The following is an 18,107-nucleotide window of genomic DNA, read 5'->3' as shown; positions in this document are numbered from 1 at the left end:
CGTACCGCCGGGCACGCTGCACCCGCCGGGCACGCTGCACCCGTCGCACCCGTCGCACCCGTCGCACCCGTCGTACCCGCCGGGCACGCGGCTCCTGCCGGCCCTGCCCCCATGCCGGACGAGGCCGAACTGCTCATTTCTGTACGGGAGTTGACGGCAGACAATCTGGGCGCCGACATCGCGGACATCCTCCCTGACCGCTCCTTCTTCGAGCTGGGCGCCGACTCACTGTCCCTGATGGGGATGGCCGCGGAGCTGGAACGCCGCTATGGCGTGCGCCTTCCCGTCCGGGAGTTCTTCGAGACGGCCGATACACCGTGCAAGCTCGCCGAGCGCCTGGCCGAGCTGGGCGCCCAGGTGACCGGACGGCCCCCGCAGGCCGCTTCGGGGCCCGCACCGCAACGTGCTCCGCAGGGCGGACCCGCGCCACACGGCGAGCCCGCTCAGCCCGACGCCCGAACCCCCCACCCTGCCCCCGCCCCGGCACCCCACCGCGCACCCTCCCTCGCTTCGTCACCACCGGAGCCGCAGGCAACGCCCGGCCCCGCCCCCGCCCCGGCAGACATGCCACCGGCCGTACGCGACCTGTTCGCCCAGCAACTGGAGCTCACCCGGCACCTGGTCGACCAGGTGACCGGCGTCATCAACCGGCAGATGGACGCCCTGACCCCCGCCGAGCCACCGCCCCACGCCGGGCCCGCCGCCCCGCCGAACACCCAGGCAGCACCCTCCATGCAGGCGATCGCCCCTGCCGCCACGCCGGCCGGGGCAGCACCCCCGCCCACTCCGGACACCACCCCCGCCACCACTCCGGTGACCCCGCCACCCGGCCCCGCACCGCAGCCGGCCCCCGCACTGCCTACCGATGCCGGACCACCACCCGCCGATGCCGGACCACCACCCGCCGCTGCTGTCGACTTCAGCCTCTACTTCTTCGGCGACTACCCGGACGACGCCGCCCACGACAAGTACGCCCTGATCATGCAGGCATCCGAATTCGCCGACCAGCACGGATTCCACGCGCTGTGGCTCCCCGAGCGGCACTTCAACTCCTTCGGCGCACTCTTCCCCAACCCCTCCGTCCTCGCCGCCGCCCTGGCGACCCGCACCCACAGCATCCGGCTGCACGCCGGGTCCGTCGTGCTGCCGCTGCACCACCCGGTCCGGGTGGCCGAGGAATGGTCGGTGGTCGACAACATCTCCGGCGGCCGGGCAGGCCTGTGCTTCGCCAGCGGCTGGCACGCCACCGACTTCGCGCTCGCCCCGGACACCTTCGGGCGCCACCGCGAACTCATGTACGAGCAGGCCGACACCGTGCGCCGGTTGTGGTCCGGCCAGCCGCTCACCCTGACCGGCGGGGACGGCAAACCCGTCGACGTCACGCTGCACCCCAAACCCCTCCAGGAACAACCACCCCTGTACGCGGCAGTGGTGGCCAACCCCGACAGCTACCGGCGGGCCGCCGCCCACGACCTGGGCATCGTCACCAACCTGATGGCCCAGACGGTGGAACAGCTGGCAGACAACATCGCCCTGTACCGCCGCACCCGCGCCGAGCACGGCCTCGACCCGGCCGCAGGCCGCGTCGTCGTGCTGGCGCACACCTACCTGGGACCGGACGCGGCCCGGGCACGGGCCGAGGCGTACGGGCCCTTCGTGTCCTACCTGCGCTCCTCACTGTCCCTGTTCAACCAGGTGACCAACAGCCTCGGCTTCGACGTGGACCTCGCCAACACCCCCGAACAGGACGTGGAGTACCTGCTCGGCCGTGCCTACGAGCGCTACTGCGCCTCGCGCGCCCTGATCGGCGACGAGTCGACGGCCGCCGAGACCGTGGCCCGCCTGGTGGCGGCGGGTGCGGACGAGATCGCCTGCTTCGTCGACTTCGGCGTACCCGCGAAGCAGGTGATGGCCGCCCTGCCACTGATCGACCGACTGCGCCGACAGCAGCACGCGCCCCCCGAGCACCAGGTGCAGGACGCCCCGGGCGAGCGCAAGCCCCTCACCCCGGCCCAGCGCCGCATCTGGTTCCTGGAGCAGCTGCACCCCGGCACCACCATGTACCACGAACCCAAAGCCATCCGCCTGGACGGCCCCCTGAACACCGAGGCACTGGGCCACGCCCTGCAGCAGGTGGCCGACCGCCATCCCGCGCTGCGCACCGTCTTCCGTGAGGCGGACGGCGTCCCCTACCAGCAGGTACTGCCCCGAATACCACTCGACTGCCCCCTCGAAGACCACCTCGGGATGGGCGAGGAAGAAGCCCTGAGAGCGGTGCTGGCCACCGAAGGACGACGCGTCCTCGACCTGAGCCAGGGCCCCCTCATATCGGCCCGCCTGCTGCGCCTGGCCCCCGAACGGCACCTGCTGTTCCTCCTCGCCCACCACATCGCCTTCGACTCGTCCTCCACCCAGGTACTCGCCCGCGACCTGGCCGCGTACTACCGCGCCTGGCCCGACGGGCGACCCCCACTCCCCGAACTACGCGACCACACCGCCCGGCCCGCCGCCACCGACCCGGCGGCAACCGCCGCGAGCCTCGACTTCTGGCGACGCGAACTCACCGGCGTACCGGACCTGGAACTGCCCACCGACCGGCCGCGCCCACCGGTACGCACCGGTGGGGGAGCGAGCCTGACCCACGCGCTGGACGCCGAACTCATGGACCACATACGCCAGTTGGCCGCCACCCAGCGGGCCACCGTGTTCATGGCGCTCACCAGTGCGATCGGCGCCGTACTGGGCCGCTTCGCCGGACAGTGCCACTTCGCACTCGGCACCGCCGTCGCCGCCCGGCCCCAGGGCGCCGAGCACGCCGTCGGGCTCTTCCTCGACACGGTCCCCCTTCGCCTGGACCTGAGCGGCGACCCGGACTTCGCCGCCCTGCTGCGCCGGGTCCGCGACACCAGCACAGCAGCCTACGAACACCGCGACGTGCCCTTCGACAACCTCGTCGAAGCACTGGCCCCACGCCGCGACCCGGGCCGCAACCCGCTGTTCCAGGTCATGGTGGAGTACGAACGCGAGGGCGAGGTCGACTTCGACCCGCCCACACTGACCGCCGCACTCCTGGACGCGCCGAGCGAACGAGCCCCTTTCGACCTCAGCATCTATCTGACCCACCACCGCGAAGGCCTGCGCTTCATGGTCGAGTACGACACGGCGCTCTTCGACCAGGCCACGGTGCGCCAGTTCGTCCACTACGTGGAACAGCTGCTGCGCCGGGCCCTGGACGCCCCCGGCGTCCCCGTCGCCGAACTGGCCACCCCCACAGCCGCCGACCGCACCGTGCTCGCGCACTGGGGCGGCTTCGAACAAGAGGCACCCACCGGCCCGGACACCCTGCACGGCCTCTTCGAGGAACAGGCCCGGCGCGCACCACAAACCCCCGCCCTCATCCACGACGAACTGACCCTCACCTACCAGGAGCTGGACACCCGCGCCCACCGCCTCGCCCACCAGCTCCGCCGGCAGGGCGCGGGCCGCGGCGAGCGCGTGGCGATCCTGCTGCCACGCGGCCCCGAACTGATCACCGCACTGCTCGCCGCCCTCAAGAGCGGAGCCGCCTACGTTCCGCTGGACCCCTCCGCGCCGACGCCCCGGCTGAACGCACTCCTCGACGACAGCCTCCCGGTCCTCCTGCTCACCAGCACGGCCACACTCCACCAGCACCCGGCACTGGCCACCCCCACCACCCTCCTCACCGACGACATCGACCAGTCCGCGCCCACGGACACATCGCCGCCCGCCGACGTACGGGCCGAGGACCCCGCCTACTGCATCTACACCTCGGGCTCCACCGGCCGGCCCAAGGGCGTCCTCGTCCCGCACCGCGGCCCGGCCGCCCTCATACGCAGCCAGCTGACGCGCCACGCACCGCTACGCACCCTGCAGTGGACCTCACCCGCCTTCGACATCAGCGTCCAGGAGATCTTCACGACCCTCGCCGGCGGGGCCGCCCTCGTCCTCATCGACGACGAGGTGCGCCACGACCCGCAGGCACTCACCCGCACGGCGCACCACCACGCGGTGCAGCGGCTGTTCATGCCATGCACCCCGCTGCGCTATCTGATGGAAACCGCACCCGAACTACCGCACCTGCGCGAGGTGCTGCACTGCGGAGAGGCACTGCAGCTCACACCTGCCCTGCGCCGCTTCCTGGCCACCCACCCCCAGTGCTCCCTGCACAACCAGTACGGCCCCACCGAAACCTCGATCATCGTCACCTCCCACCAGGTCCTACCCGACCAGGAGCAGTGGCCGCCGATCGGAACACCGGTGCCCGGCGCACGCATCCAGCTCCTGGCTCCCGACGGGCGCGAGGTACCGGTAGGTGCGATCGGCGAGATCCACGTAGGCGGCACACCGGTCGCACACGGCTACCACAACCTCCCGCAGGAGACAGCGGCCCGCTTCGTCGACGACGGCACCGGAGCGGTGCGCTACCGCACGGGTGACCTGGCCCGCTGGCGCCCGGACGGCACGCTGGAGTACCGGGGCCGCATCGACGACCAGGTCAAGATCCGCGGACACCGCGCCGAACCCTCAGAGGTACAGGGCGCACTGAGCGCACTGCCCGGGGTACGCGACGCGGCCGTGGTGCCGCACCGTGACGCACACGGCGACATGGAACTCGTCGCCTACGTCGTTGCGCAGCACGCCGAGAACGGAGACAGCACCGGCCTCGCGCAGCTGCGGGCCGCGCTGGCCACCGAGCTGCCCGACCACCTCGTCCCCGGCCGCTGGGTCGCGCTGGAGCGCCTCCCGGTCAGCACATCCGGCAAACTCGACCGAAACCGCCTCCCGGAGCCCCGCACGGCCGACACCCCCCACACCGCGGGCACCGAGCCCACCACCCCACTGGAGAAGTCCCTGCACGAGCTGTGGTGCACGGAGCTGGGCGCCCGGTCGCTGCCCGTGGACCGTTCCTTCTTCCAACTGGGCGGCCACTCACTCAGCGCGATCCGCCTGCTGCACCACATGGCCGACGAGCTGGACGTGCGGCTGTCGATGGCGGACTTCTTCCGGACACCGACGATCAAGGCATGTGCGGCGCGGGCCGAGAACGCCGACACAGCAGACCCAGGCACAGCTCCGGGAGCGGTCGTCGCCGTCACCCCGATGACCTCGAGCCTGCGCCGGCTGTGGCGGCGCCACCACGAACGCAACGACCCCTGCGTCTACAACGTGACCCACCGCATCGACCTGCAAGGGGAACTGGACCCCAACCACCTGACGCGGGCACTGGCCGCACTGGTCGCCCGGCACGACGCGCTGCGCAGCCGCTACGTCGAGCGGGACGGGAACCACCTCATCGAGGTGCTGGCCGAGGTGCCCGTAGAAGTGCCGGTCGCCGATCTGAGCGCGCACGCCCCGGACGAGGACGCCATCGCGCGCTGGTGCCGCGACGAGGCGTCCCGGCCCTTCACCATGGACCACGCCCCGCTGTTCCGATTCCGCATGGCCCGAACCGCCGCGGACCGCTGGATCCTGCTGGCCGTGCTGCACCACGGGATATGCGACGGCTGGTCGATGAGCGTGCTGTGGCAGGAACTGCAGGAGCTCTACAACGCCGCCTGCCGAGGCACCCACGCACAACTCCCCCCTCCCTCGGCGCAGTTCACGGACCTGGCGCGCGCCGAACACGAGCTCTCCCCGCAGCGGCGCCACCACCTGGAGGAGTACTGGCGCCGTGAACTCGACGGCGCCCCGCTGCGCCTGAACCTGCCCTACGACCACCCCCGCCCCCCCACCCTGTCGGGGCGCGGCGCCCTGCACACCCACACGCTCGACCCCCGCACCGCCGGACAGGTCGCCGAGGCGGCGGCCAACCTGGGCACCACCCCGTACACCATCTGGGCAGCCGCCTTCGCCGCCTGGATCGCGCACCGGTGCGACCACCCCGAGGACGTGGTCCTCGCGGCATCCAGCGCCAACCGCGCCCGGCCGGGCCGCGAGGGCGCCGTCGGCTTCATCGGCGACGCCGTCCTCCTGCGCGCCCGTGTCGGCGACGCCGCCACGTTCGGTGACCTGGTCGACCAGCTGGGTGCCACACTGTTCGCGGCACTCGACCACCAGGACCTGCCGCTGAGCGAGGTGGCAGGCCTGCTCGATGCCCGCCACACCTTCGAACTCTTCCCCACAGTGCTGTTCACGGTGGTCACGGCCCAGCCGCCCGCCCTGGACCTGCACCGCCTGACAGCGACGATCAGCGGCGTCTGCGTACACGCCTCCGCCCGCAACGAGCTGTACGTCGTCGTACACCCCGGCCCGCAGCGGACGACACTCACCTTCGAGTACTCGACCGACCTCTTCGAGCCCGCCACGATCGAGACCTGGGCAGCCGACTTCACCCGGAGCCTGGCACGGGCGACGGCCGACCCGTCAGCCCTCATCGCACCACCGCCCGGCTCGCACCAGGCCGGCCAGGCCACCACGTGAGCGGGAGATCCCCGACACAGACCCACGAAGACCATCGCCACAGGCACCCGTTCAGGACAGTTCGAACCGATCCGGCATTCCTGCCGGTGGATTGCGGAACATACCGTCCGGACAGGCGAGCAGAATTCAGGCCTCAGCCGGATACCGGCACCGGGCACGGCGGCACCGCCACTCGGCCCCGTTCGCGCCCCATGAGTTCAACACCTTCACCCCAACGTGTTGCAACGGCGGGGAGGAAATTCATTGCGCCAAATGCAAGACCGCCGCAACGCCCCCCGAATGCCCCAGCCAGCGACCGCAGTTGAGCAAGAAGGAGGTTGTCGGATGAGTGAATGCAACGTAGCGTTTTAAAGGTAAGAAATTGAAGGTGCTGATCCTCTGACCCAGGTCACGGCGGATCGCGGCCCCGCCAGTGTTCGAACAGAGGGTTGATTGATCATGGTGAACTTGACCGTAGAAGCACTCGAGAGCGTCCACGGACGCAGCGCCGCCGGCCTGCGCGTCAGGCTCGAGGCACTCGTCGACAAGGAATGGGTCCTGCTCGCCGAGCGCAAGACGGACGCGCACGGCCGGATCGACGACTGGGACGGCCCCGGCGAAAACCAAGGGCTCTATCAGATCGTCTTCGACGTCGACCGCTACTTCTCCGGACTCGGCGTGACCCCCACCTGTCCGGAAGTCGTCACCACCTTCCGGATCTCCGGCGAACAAGCAGAGTGCCGGGTGAGCCTAAACTTCTCGCTCCACCACTACTTCGTCGCCTTCACCTAAACCGCGCGGCCCCGCCACCACCCCCAGACGAACGAGGATCGGCCCGGCCGCCCGCGCAGGCATCGCGGACACAAGCCCCCGCGCCTCGGCCAAGGACCGCTCCGCAGCCTCGGAGTCCCCCACCGCCCGCAGCGCAGCATGCAAGACGATCAGCGCCTCGGCTTCCTCCGCAGGAGCATCCATCAACCGGAACAAAGGCAACGCCCGCCGCACATACACAACCGCCTCCCGGGCATCCTGCGTGGCCAGCGCCACCTCCCCGAGAGTCACCAACGTACGCCCCGTGATCAGCCGCTCATCGTTGCCCTCCGCACGCGCAAGGGCACGGAGCAGGGCCTCGGCAGCCCCCTCCGTCTCCCCATGCATCAGCAGAGCCGAGCCGATACCGTGCAACGCATACGCCTCACCGGTGTGGTCACCGATCAGGAGGACGATACTCAGCACCTCCTCGAACGCATGCAGAGCCGCCTCGCAGTCACCACGATCCAGATGCGTCCGCCCCAACCGGTGCAGCACCTGAGCCTCCACACGCCGGCCGTTACCCTCCCGGCTCAGCCGCAGCGCCTCACTCAGGAGCGGGCCGGCCGCAGCGTCATCACCACTGTCCAGCCGCAACTGCGCAAGATTGTGCAGCACATAGGCCACAGCGACCAACCCCCCACCCTCCCTGAAGACCTCCAGAGCCGCCTCGTAATGGGCGGTCGCCTCATCGTGCCGACCACGGATCCGGGCCAGGTAACCCAGCCCACGGGTGGCCAACGCACGACCGAGCCCATCACCGATCTCCTCAAAAATCGCGGCAGACCGCAGGAAATGGCCCTCGGCGGAAACGAAGTCCTGCTTCGTCACCGCGAGCGAACCCAGCGAATGGAGCGTCGCCGCCTCACCCACCCGGTCACCCGCCCTACGACTCGCAGCGAGCGCCACCTCATGCGTGTCACGCCAGTCGTCGAGGCACACCTGAGTCTCCATGAACGTCACCGCAGTGACGGCAAGCCCCCAGCAATGCTCGGTGAGCCCCATCATCGCGGCCCGCCGGACACAGACAAGCAGCGAGGAACGCTCCCTGGAGAACCACTGAAGAGGCTCCTTCAAGATCCGGTCCACCAAAGCATCCGGCAACGTGTACAGCGAGACGCCATGACTCCTTATCAACACATCCTGGCCGTACTCACGATCCCGCGCCTCCGTCAACAAGAAGAGGAAACAACCCAGCACCCGACGGACAGCAGCCTCCCGAGCCTCCGTGCTCTCCTCGGCGACCAGCCGCTCCCGGGCAAAAAGCCGGATGAGGCTATGAAGCCGGTACTGCCGGTGACGGCCGGTCGCAGCACCGACAGTGTCGAGCAACTGCGCATCCGTGAGCTCATGGATCAGATCACGCACCGTCACCTCGGGAAGATCCAGAAGCGCCATCGCGGCCCACAGAGAAAACGGCCCCTCCTCCAAAATAGCCAGACGCCGGAACAGACGATGAGTGTCCTCACCCAAACTGTCGTAGGTGAGGGACAGACCGGCCCTGATACCGACATCGGCATACTTCAACTCATCCAGCCTGCGGGTCTCATCCTCAAGACGTTCCACCAGCTCCGCGATCTCCCAATGAGGCCGGGCAGCAAGACGGGCCCCGGCGATGCGCAGCGCCAACGGCAGGTGCCCGCACAGCGCCGCAAGCGCCTTCGTGGCCTCCCGCTCCTCCGCAGCACGCCGCGCCCCCGCCATACGACCCAGCAGATCCGCGGACTCCTCCGGCGTGAAGGTGCCGATGTCCACCCGAACCGCACCCGCAAGACTGCCGATATGGCGCCGACTGGTGATGATGACGGCAGAGGTCGGCTTGCCCGGCAGAAGCAGCCTGATCTGGCTCTCGTCAGCGACGTTGTCAAGGATGATCAACACCCGCCGCTTCGCGAGGAGCGCACGGTACATCTCGGCCCGCTCCTCCACGTCCTCAGGAATCGCCGTACCCTTGACGCCGAGAGCCCGCAGAAAACGTTCGAGCGCCTGAGCGGGCGACACCGGAGCGGACACCCCGCCGTGCAGCTCCGCGAAGAGCCGGCCATCAGGGAAGTCCGCAGCAACCTCGTGGCCCATATGAACGGCCGTAGCGGTCTTCCCGACCCCCGGCTTTCCCACAAACGTGACAATCGGCACCGCTAACGAGGACCTGCCGTGGTGCGACACCAACAATTCGCGGACCTCAGCGACCAAACTCTCCCGCCCCGTGAAATCAGCGACCGCGGCAGGCAGCATCTCCGGTGCGCCCGGATCAGCCGGCGCACCACCGTACACAGGGACCGCAGCACGGCTCTCCGGAAGATCGAGCCGAGGGTCCGTGACCAGAATGGAGTGCTCGAGCTGTCTCAACCGGACGTCGGGTAACACACCCAGTTCGTCAAGCATGAGCTTCCGCGTCTCGCGATACACACTGAGCGCCTCCGCCTGACGCCCGGAGCGATAGAGGGCCAACATCAGCTGGCCGCGCAACCGCTCACGAAGCGGGAACTCCACAATCAGATCGAAGAGTTCACCGACAAGCACACTGTGCCGCCCCAGGGCCAGCCCGAGCCGGATGTGCTCCTCGGTCGCCGTGATGCGCTGCTCGGTGAGCCGGCCCGCGCCGGACTCGATCACCTCGCCCGGTATGCCCTCGAGAGGAGAGCCGCGCCACAACCCGAGCGCCCGACGGTACACGGCCGCCGCCTCCACCTGCCGCCCCCCGTCATGCAGCTTGCGCGCCTTCGCGACCAACGAGTCGAAGCGCAAGGCGTCAAGGCTCACCCCGTCCGCACGGACCAAGTAACCGTGAGGGTGCGTGCTGATGACATCCTCGACGCCACGGGCCCCGAACAGACGCCGCAGACCCGACACGCTGATGTGGAGCTGAGCGCGCGCCGTCGCCGGCGGAGCCTGCCCGTACACGGCACGGATGAGCCGGTCAGTGCTCACCACCTGGCCCGCGTTGAGCAGGAGAGCGGCGAGCACGATCCGCTGGCGCGCACCGCCGAGTTTCAGCGGCGTGGAATCCACGCTCGCCTGAAGAGGACCGAGGATGCCGAACTCAACTCCGGATCGGCAGATCCCGCTATCGTCCCCGGACACGGCCTGCTCCACGTGGTTTCCCCCCCAAGGAACGTGTGTCGCTCGCAGAACTCTAAAGATCAGCCGGTCAGCGAGTCAACGATTCGTTGAGGCTGCCCCCTCAGGCGCCATTTACAGGGCTCTCCCAGCACGAAACCCTCCCTCCATGCCGACCAGCAACGCGCCACACGACAGACCTCGCCGCCGGACAACCCCGGCCTCGGCACGGAGCCCCGACACGCCAGATCCGCCGGCGCGAAACACCACACCGATTCAGCCTGACGGCACATCAAATCAGCGGAAGCGGCGCAGAGTTCCAACCCGGCCGGTCTCTCCTCCCTCCTGCCAACGGGGGAGTACAGCCCCTCAAAGAGGCAGACCCCAGAAAGCCGATCAGCCCGGCGACCTCCGACACCCGCCCGCCCGGCCCGGCCATCCAGCCTTCAACATCCCGCGCACCGCGAAGAGAAGTGCTCCGCCGAGCCGTCCCTCCCTCACGGCCGAGCCCCACCTGCAAGTTCGCCAGTTCGCCAAGGTACTGAGCACAGCCCGCCACCGCCTCTATTGTCTGTCTATTGTTTCTGTCCGTTCATCGATCGCGACCCGATGTCACGGCTTGCCAAGCTATAGCCATCCTCAAGCAGCCGCCGACAGGCCGGACTTCGGAAGTGGAAGACAATACAAATGATCAAGAACTGGTCGCTTGGCGCCGCACGCGCAATTCTTCTCGCAGCCGCCATCACGAGCGTGGCCCCACAGATGGCGACAGCCGCCGTCCACGCAGAGCACTCACTGACGGCCACCGGGCAGACGGACGGCGTGCAGCCCCCCACCGAGGACCCCGAGCCGCACAACCCCTGGGGGTGAGCCGGCAGTAGATGCCGCGTTGCCACAGACACGCACCACCTTGGTCGTGTGCCGGACAAACGCTCCGCAGAGGATGGGAAACAGCGTGGACATCGATGTACTCGGTGCACTGACGGTGCGGGAACAAGGCGTCTCCGTCACACCCACCGCTCCCAAACCACGACAAGTACTCGCCCTGCTCGCCCTCAACCCCGACCAGGTCGTCCCCGTCACCACAGTGATCGAAGAACTCTGGGGCACCCAACCCCCACGCAGCGCACGCCCCACACTCCAGACCTACATCCTGCAGCTGCGCGAACTGATCGGCACAGCACTGCGCACGTCCGACGACGCAGCGCCGCGCTCCGCCAAAGACGTACTCATGACCGTGCCCGGCGGCTACCTGCTCAGAAGCGGCGAAGGACACAGCGACGTCCGCGAGTTCGAGCGGCTCGCAAGCATCGGATACCGGGCCATGGACGCCGAGGACTACCCGCAGGCCGCCAAGCGACTGAGCGAGGCACTCTCCCTGTGGACCGGACAGGCCCTCGCCGACGTCCAGACCGGGCCCCACCTGGAACCCCAGGTCAAGCGGCTGGAGGAAAGCCGACTCTGCGCGCTGGACCAACGCATCGACGCCGCCCTCCGACTCGGCCGACACCGCGAACTCCTCGCCGAACTGACCGTACTCGTCAGCCGGTACCCCACCCACGAAAGCCTGTGCGGACAATACATGCTGGCCCTGCACCGCTCCGGCCGCCGCGGCGAGGCACTCAACGCCTACCAGCGGCTACGCACGACGCTGGTGCGCGACCTCGGCCTGGAGCCCTCCGCCACGCTCGTCAAAGTCCAGCGCTCCATCCTCGCCTCCGGCCCACTCGGCGCCGCAGGCACCACCGGACTCAACGGGATGTCCGCCGACCAAGGGCTGACCCGGACCGGCTGAACGCCCGAACAGGAAGCTGCAGGAAGCACACCCAACTCGCTTGACGGGCGGATCCGACGAACCGCGCGTGGCCGCTTCCGAAGCTGGAGCTGCATCTGCCGCTGTCGGGTGGTCGGGGCGGCCGGTGACGCGACCACCGGACGGTGACCAACGGGATCCAGTTCCACGTCCGCCCGGAAGACCGGATCCTGCAGACGGTCCAGGCCGACGCGGAACGCCCCGGTCGTGTCGACCGGGGCAGGGCCGGTGCCGACTCGACGTCCTGCCGGACCCACCAGCACGCGGCCGGCGCCCGGAAGACCAGCGCCTCAGAGCACGTCGAATGCCGCTTCGAACGCTTCCGCCGTGGGGGCTATGACAAAGGCCCTCCCCTGGAGGTCCGCAGGAAGATGAACGCGATCATCTTCCTGGAAGATCAACACGCCTCCGTCCTGGGGCACGATCGAGGCCCCAAGGGCCGCCGCCAGCCGGGCGAGCACGCCACTCATCGCGCCACGTGCGAAATGCGTCGCCGTCACGCATGACATCCCCTCTTCGCCACGAAATGCGTGGTCCAGGTCCGTCTCGCCCCCGTCCTCCGCGCGAAGCCGGGAGAAGCCTTCCTCCGGGCGACCCTCCACCACGTACGGCGTCGTCGCCTGCCGGAACCGTTCAACGTCCAGGGCGACGACCTCACCCTCCACAAAGCGCAGCAGGTAGATGCTGTAACTCACGGATGCACTCTGCCATCACCACGATCCACCGGACAGGCCCGAGCCCGCCTCGGGCACGCCGACCGTGCTGCCCGCCACCCGCCTGTCGCCACCCCTGGCCCGGTCCCCGTGGGCCGTCGCCGAAGAAGGCTCACAAGCGATCGCCCGCAGCATGCGGAGGTGCTGCGCAAGCACGGTGGCGGCGTCCGCACCGGTGTCAACGGCAGCGACGTGTCACAGCTCCCGCCCGCCGACGTGACGTCGCTCGAACCCGACCCGGGCCAGGTAGCCCGCACCTAAGGCGGTGCCGGTGCGGCTGATTGGCCGGACAGATCGCCAAGGGTGCTGCCGCCTCGATCTGGACCACTACCCGGAGGCACTCATGGCCGAAGTCAACCTCCGCCTCGGCACCGGGCTCGTGGGTCTGCGGGCGTCGGCGGCGGCGTCCGGGGCCCGGGCCAGGTCCGTGCCCTGCCAGGAGCGACCGCGCCCGATCAGGCCCGCGCCACCACCACGATCGACCAGGTATGCCGGATGCTGCGGCTGCCGACCACCCGGAACCAGTTCCCCGAACTCGCCGAGACCGCCGGCCGCGAGCAGATGTCCTGACCTCGGCCTTCTCTCCGAGCTGTTGCTGGCCGAGTGCGACGACGGGGGTCGGCGCCGCTGCGAGTGCCGGATCAAGGCCGCAGGGTTCCCCCGCGACAGGCCGCTCCGCAGGCGTGGCCATCGCCTCGAACGAGCCGCTCTCCAAAGCAGACATAGGCAGGTTCCCGCCTTGTGGGAATCGGCCCGTTCATGGGGCAGTCGGCCGTGAATACTCAGTACCCGCAGAACAAGTGGACATGGAACGCTGTCCCTCATGAGCGAGCCGACCCCCTATGACCATGACCGATCCGCGTACGCCCGTGAAGGACTGGCCCGGCTCGTACTCGCCGACCAAGCCACAGAGGTGGCGGACAGCGCCGCCGGGCTGGTGGGTACTCGAAATGATGTTGATACCGGACTCGCCGGTCGCGTCAGTCAAGCCCGACAGCTTGTCGAACTAGCCGAGCGGACTCTGAACTCGGCCATCATCTACGAAGTCGAACGCGGCAGCTCCTGGGCACAGGTCGCGGCCTACCTGGAGACCAGTGCTGAAGAGGCCCGAGAGCGGTACACCCCCGCTGTCCAAGCGTGGAACACTGCATTCGAGGAGCCGTATCGGTTGGACGAAACGGGCCGCAAGCGCATCCCCCAGCTGCCCACCGCGGCATACGATCCAAAGTGGACATGTACTCACCTGGACCGTTGGGCCTTCCTGCGGCGTGTCGGGATCGATGACAGGCAAGCCGTCAGCGCTGGCCTCGTCATGGCCGACACTGCGGACGAACCCGTACCGGCTGAGGACGGGAGCTGAGCGATGGCACCCTCTGGGCTCGACGCCGAACGGGCCATCCGACTTGCTGCCTTGACCGAAGAGTTCCGCCCCCTGCTGGCGACCGGCACGGAGATGTCAGCGATTCAGTCGATGCTCAGCGCCCGTGGCGTCGGCGTGATGGACTCCATCATCGTCACCCGCGAACTGCTGGGAGCTGGGCCGGGCGATCTGGGCCGGGCAAAGACGCTGGTCCTCGCCACTCCGCCGCGCAATGCCGAACGGGAACAGCACCACGCACTTGTCGACGAACTCCTCGTGGCGCTCGACGAGGTCGACCAGGCCTGACCACATTCCGAGGCAATGCCAGGCCTGACGCGAGGTCACGGTTGCGTCGGACTCTGGGCTTTACGAGCGATCCGAAAGTCACGGTATTCGTCGCACACAATGCCCTGATTGACCCAGCGTCCGGGATCCGCTCCGAGCTCCTGCACCGCCACTTGGAGGGCTTCCTCAGGAGTCGCCAGGACGGCGACTTCCCGGCCCCAGCTCTCCTCGTCCGGCTCCAGGGGCGGGAACTCGGTGACGTCGTGAAAGGTGTCGGTGCCGGCGTCCACGACTTCGCTGAGACGGACGGTGACGCCCGAGCAGCCAGGGCTGATGGCAATCCATTGAACGCCTTGGCGGCCGTCGCGCTCGATGCCGCCGATGAACTGCTCGATCTCCTTCCCTCGGTGCAGTGCTCCAAGGGCGAACACGGGCGTCAGATGTCGCACCTCAATGTCTCCGTTCACGCTGTTCGGGGAGGCGTCCAGCCGGTCGGCAAGGTAGATCATGACGCCTTCGGGATCCACGCCGAGGACCGCGGCGACGAGCTTCGGGTCGAGGGTGTCCACCAGGTCGGCCAGGGACCTGCGACCTCCCGCAGATCGGACAGGGTGTTCGGGCGACTTAGTCCTTCATCCGGGCGGTGCAGCAGCAGTAGTCGCGGCCGATGATCCCGACCGGTGCCCCCGTAGCCCACACAGTCCCGCTGTCGCATGCCCATCGCCGCTCCATTCCGTTCGCAGATCCGCGCTGGGCACTCGCGAACGGGACCGAGGTGCAGCCACCGGCTTCGCTACTCTCGTCCCGTACCCCACTACGCCTTCCGGGCGTGGCGTTCACCTCGGGTGACACCGGGCAGCCTCCCAGTGGGCGAGCCCGGCCCGGCCCCCGGGAGTCAGGTCCCGTCATAGCGCACGGTGGATCATCACGCTCGCGTTGAGACGGACTGACGCGCGTCCGCGAGGAAACTTGCTGGGCCAGTCAATGAACCGCGATGGCTACAGCACGGCGTCAAGCATGAGCAATGGGCATACCGCATAGCATATGCGAAAGACGCATACGTCGATAAGGTGTGCCCATGTCGATGAGCACCGAAGCGATGCTGCGGGCGACGGTCACCGCCATCGCACACCGCACCGGCGAACAGCAGTCAGACCTCGCCGCGGCCCTCGGGCTGACGCAAAGCCAGATCAGCAGAAGGCAGCACGGAAGGGCCGCATGGACCCTCCAGGACTGTGACCGCCTGGCCGCCCACTGGGGCATGCCCGTGCTCGACCTCCTCGCAGGGCCGACACACGCACTGGCGAAGCTGCCCGCAGACCGGACAACGGGCGATGGAGCACAGACACTTCTCCCGATCGCCCCCCCGCCGCCACCTCCGGCACCGGAGCCCGAACCTGGACCAGACCCGGAGCGCGAACACGCACCCGCTCCGGCCGAAACGGGTGAGACCCCGGCAGCAAGGACCGCCGTACCGCCGGCCGCGCCCAAGCGCATCACCACGCCCGCCGGTCCGCTGGCCGACCACATCCGCAGCCGCGTCAAGCAGGAACTCGCCGCGCACGAAGGAGATCTGCAGGCCACACGAGCCACGCTCGTGAAGCGGGCAGTGCCTGACGTGATGGCACTCTTCGCGGCCTCACGAGTCGGCGGCCGATACGAGCACTCCGAATTCCCCCCCACCGCTGACATCCTCAAGAAAGCCTCGCAGAAAGGTGTAGACCAAATCTGGGAAGGCCGGCCCAAATGGCGCTCCGAGGATCTGTTCCGCGCAGCACGGAGCGGACACCTCACGATCGAGGTAACAGTCCTCGACATGAACGCTGCCTACCTCTCCGCACTCAAGGCATGGCTGCCGATCGGCAAGCTCGTGCATTCTGAGGGCCACCCGCACGACCCCAAGCGCTCCGGCGTCCACAGGGTCACCCCCGCAGCCTGGAGCGAACCCGATCTGCCCTCACCGCTCGGCGCACGAAAAGAGCCGGGAGCCCTATGGATCACCGAACCCACCCTTCGCCTCCTCCTGCGCTGCGCGAAACTTGGACTCTGCGAACCGCCGGTCATTCACGAATCATTGACATCCGGCGCATCAGAAGGACTACTCGAAAAAATGCGCCGCGCACTCACCGAAGTCCGACGCGAAGCCACAACCCAAAATGACGAAGTAACCACCGAATACGTGAAATCCATGTATTCTAAGTTCGTGTCCACCATCGGTGAAAGCAGCGCGAATCGCGAAATCCGGCGCCCGGACTGGATGCACATCATCCGCTCCCAAGCCTTCGCGAACCTGTGGCTGAAAGCCTACAAGGCACACACCGCAGGACTGACGGTGGTTCAAATCTCCGGCACCGACGAATTGCACGTCGCAGGGGACTGGCAGCAAGTTTTCCCCCAAGGCCGCGACCTCACCCAGGTCAAAGCCAAGTCCCTTTACACACTGGGGGAGTAGGCCATGGCCGGAGCAACAGATCTGTGGGGCGAGTGGCGCAAACACGGCGCCCAAGGGATCAGCGGCGCCCAAGCCCTCGCCGCCGAACTCGACCGCATCGCCCGCGAGGGCGGAATCACCTCACCTGTCACCACCAAACGCGGCCTCTCCGCCCGCCTGCGATACCTCTCCAGCAGCGCCGGCCGCGAAGTCCTGCGCGCACACGGCATCAGCGCCCGCCTGCTGCGTTCCTGGGAGAATGGCGCCCGCCCCAGTCGGCGCAAGCTCGAAGCGGTCGACCGCGCCTACCAGGAGCGGCGCCGACACAACCTCGTCCGCTCCGGTGCGCTGAAGCGGCTCCTGGATAACGAGGGACGCGGCCGGCGCATCGAGGTCTATCCCGTTGACCAGTCACGGGTTCCCGAGCAGTACCGCAGACCGAACCTCAGCGAACGCTCGGTACAAGCCCGTTATGTCTGGGACGACATGGTCGATGCCTGGGCCAAGCGCGACCTTGAGACGCTGGACGAGATCTGGGACGACATCATCACAGACCTCGACTCCGATTATGCGGCTTACGCATACGTCGGAGCCATCGGAGTCGGCGCGTGAAATTCGCATAGGGATTGCCGACGCACAAATACGGCTTCCCCGTGATCGGAAGCCTACTTTTGCCTTTGTGTTGGCGATTGAGGGAAGGGAGGACCGTGTATACGTCCTCATACGAGGTTGAGAACTCATCAAGCCTAGGCTCCCGACCAAATTGGCGGCCTGGCAGGGACGATAAATGCATTTTCCGCATCGGTGCACGTAGAATTTTGGCCCCATTACTGCAGCTCTCTTGTTTCTCCGAGAAATATACGTCCGGAGTAGGTACCGGGCCTTGCAAAGTGAGAAGTGACGACACGTCAGGAAAAGATTTGTGCTGTACGGGACCAGTGATGGGGGAGGGGAACGCGGGACCTTGCATGGAGAGCGCAAGATCACCGGCAACACCTGACGGGGCAGCACGAACAGACGAGCCGCCATCCCTGTCGTAGCCAGCGGGGGCCGGCCGGAGGCTGGCCCTTACGGGCCGAAGGCCCGTCTCGTCACCGAAGGTGACGAGGTATCAGGGCCATCCTGCGTAGGCGGCACGGCGGTACCACTGCTCGGCCTGCGGAGTGCGGTCCTGGGCCGCGCAGAGCAGGCCGAGGTTGTACGCACCGTTGACGT

Annotated in this window: 10 protein-coding genes and 3 pseudogenes; 10 read left to right on the top strand and 3 right to left on the bottom strand. The window is 68.1% G+C overall.

The genetic code is table 11. The features are described 5' to 3' along the window. Positions 1–114 precede the first annotated feature (114 nt). Both ABZS61_RS23225 and ABZS61_RS23220 read left to right on the top strand, forming a co-directional pair. Positions 115–6,441: pseudogene (locus ABZS61_RS23225) on the top strand (MupA/Atu3671 family FMN-dependent luciferase-like monooxygenase); the annotation flags it as partial. A 447-nt stretch (positions 6,442–6,888) separates the two neighbouring features. Then, entirely contained in the window at positions 6,889–7,212 is a 324-nt protein-coding gene (locus ABZS61_RS23220) for a hydroxyisourate hydrolase (RefSeq protein ID WP_356424368.1), read from the top strand. Here ABZS61_RS23220 and ABZS61_RS23215 read toward each other — a convergent pair. Continuing rightward, positions 7,171–10,326, bottom strand: coding sequence for a BTAD domain-containing putative transcriptional regulator (locus ABZS61_RS23215; protein WP_356424365.1), 3,156 nt, complete (start codon positions 10,324–10,326; stop codon positions 7,171–7,173). The two genes, ABZS61_RS23220 and ABZS61_RS23215, sit on opposite strands and share 42 nt — an antisense overlap. A 651-nt stretch (positions 10,327–10,977) precedes the next feature. Here ABZS61_RS23215 and ABZS61_RS23210 point away from each other — a divergent pair. The 3 genes and pseudogenes from ABZS61_RS23210 to ABZS61_RS23200 form a co-directional block, all read left to right on the top strand. Then, positions 10,978–11,160, top strand: coding sequence for a hypothetical protein (locus ABZS61_RS23210; protein ID WP_356424362.1), 183 nt, complete (start codon positions 10,978–10,980; stop codon positions 11,158–11,160). Positions 11,161–11,245: 85 nt separating this feature from the next. Then, positions 11,246–12,085: an AfsR/SARP family transcriptional regulator gene (locus ABZS61_RS23205; RefSeq protein ID WP_356424360.1), complete on the top strand. Its 840-nt coding sequence runs from the start codon at positions 11,246–11,248 to the stop codon at positions 12,083–12,085. An 83-nt stretch (positions 12,086–12,168) separates the two neighbouring features. Continuing rightward, positions 12,169–12,387 (top strand): annotated as a pseudogene (locus ABZS61_RS23200) (IS5/IS1182 family transposase); the annotation flags it as partial. Positions 12,388–12,393: 6 nt separating this feature from the next. Here ABZS61_RS23200 and ABZS61_RS23195 read toward each other — a convergent pair. Then, complete coding sequence (locus ABZS61_RS23195; protein WP_356424358.1) at positions 12,394–12,798, bottom strand: hypothetical protein; 405 nt, start codon at positions 12,796–12,798, stop codon at positions 12,394–12,396. A gap of 450 nt (positions 12,799–13,248) precedes the next feature. On the opposite strand from ABZS61_RS23195, the pseudogene ABZS61_RS23190 reads away from it, so the two are divergent. From ABZS61_RS23190 to ABZS61_RS23180, 3 genes and pseudogenes are all read left to right on the top strand, one after another. Further along, a pseudogene (locus ABZS61_RS23190) lies at positions 13,249–13,498 on the top strand (AAA family ATPase); the annotation flags it as partial. A gap of 141 nt (positions 13,499–13,639) precedes the next feature. Then, positions 13,640–14,176 (top strand): hypothetical protein, encoded by a 537-nt coding sequence (locus ABZS61_RS23185; protein ID WP_356424355.1) that lies wholly within the window; start codon positions 13,640–13,642, stop codon positions 14,174–14,176. Positions 14,177–14,179: 3 nt separating this feature from the next. After that, positions 14,180–14,482, top strand: coding sequence for a hypothetical protein (locus ABZS61_RS23180; protein ID WP_356424352.1), 303 nt, complete (start codon positions 14,180–14,182; stop codon positions 14,480–14,482). A gap of 35 nt (positions 14,483–14,517) precedes the next feature. On the opposite strand, the gene ABZS61_RS23175 is transcribed toward ABZS61_RS23180, so the two are convergent. Next, the gene (locus ABZS61_RS23175) at positions 14,518–15,030 is read right to left on the bottom strand and encodes a hypothetical protein (RefSeq protein WP_356424349.1); all 513 of its coding nucleotides are present in this window, start codon (positions 15,028–15,030) and stop codon (positions 14,518–14,520) included. A gap of 509 nt (positions 15,031–15,539) precedes the next feature. Here ABZS61_RS23175 and ABZS61_RS23170 point away from each other — a divergent pair. Next, entirely contained in the window at positions 15,540–16,913 is a 1,374-nt protein-coding gene (locus ABZS61_RS23170; protein WP_356424347.1) for a helix-turn-helix domain-containing protein, read from the top strand. 3 nt (positions 16,914–16,916) lie between these two features. Continuing rightward, on the top strand, positions 16,917–17,504 hold the full coding sequence (locus ABZS61_RS23165) for a hypothetical protein (protein ID WP_356424344.1): 588 nt from the start codon (positions 16,917–16,919) through the stop codon (positions 17,502–17,504). The last annotated feature ends 603 nt before the right edge of the window (positions 17,505–18,107 follow it).

It is taken from the genome of Streptomyces sp. NPDC005566, assembly GCF_040605575.1.
In the GTDB taxonomy this organism is placed as follows: Bacteria; Actinomycetota; Actinomycetes; order Streptomycetales; family Streptomycetaceae; genus Streptomyces.
This window is presented reverse-complemented; position numbering and strand designations above follow the sequence as displayed.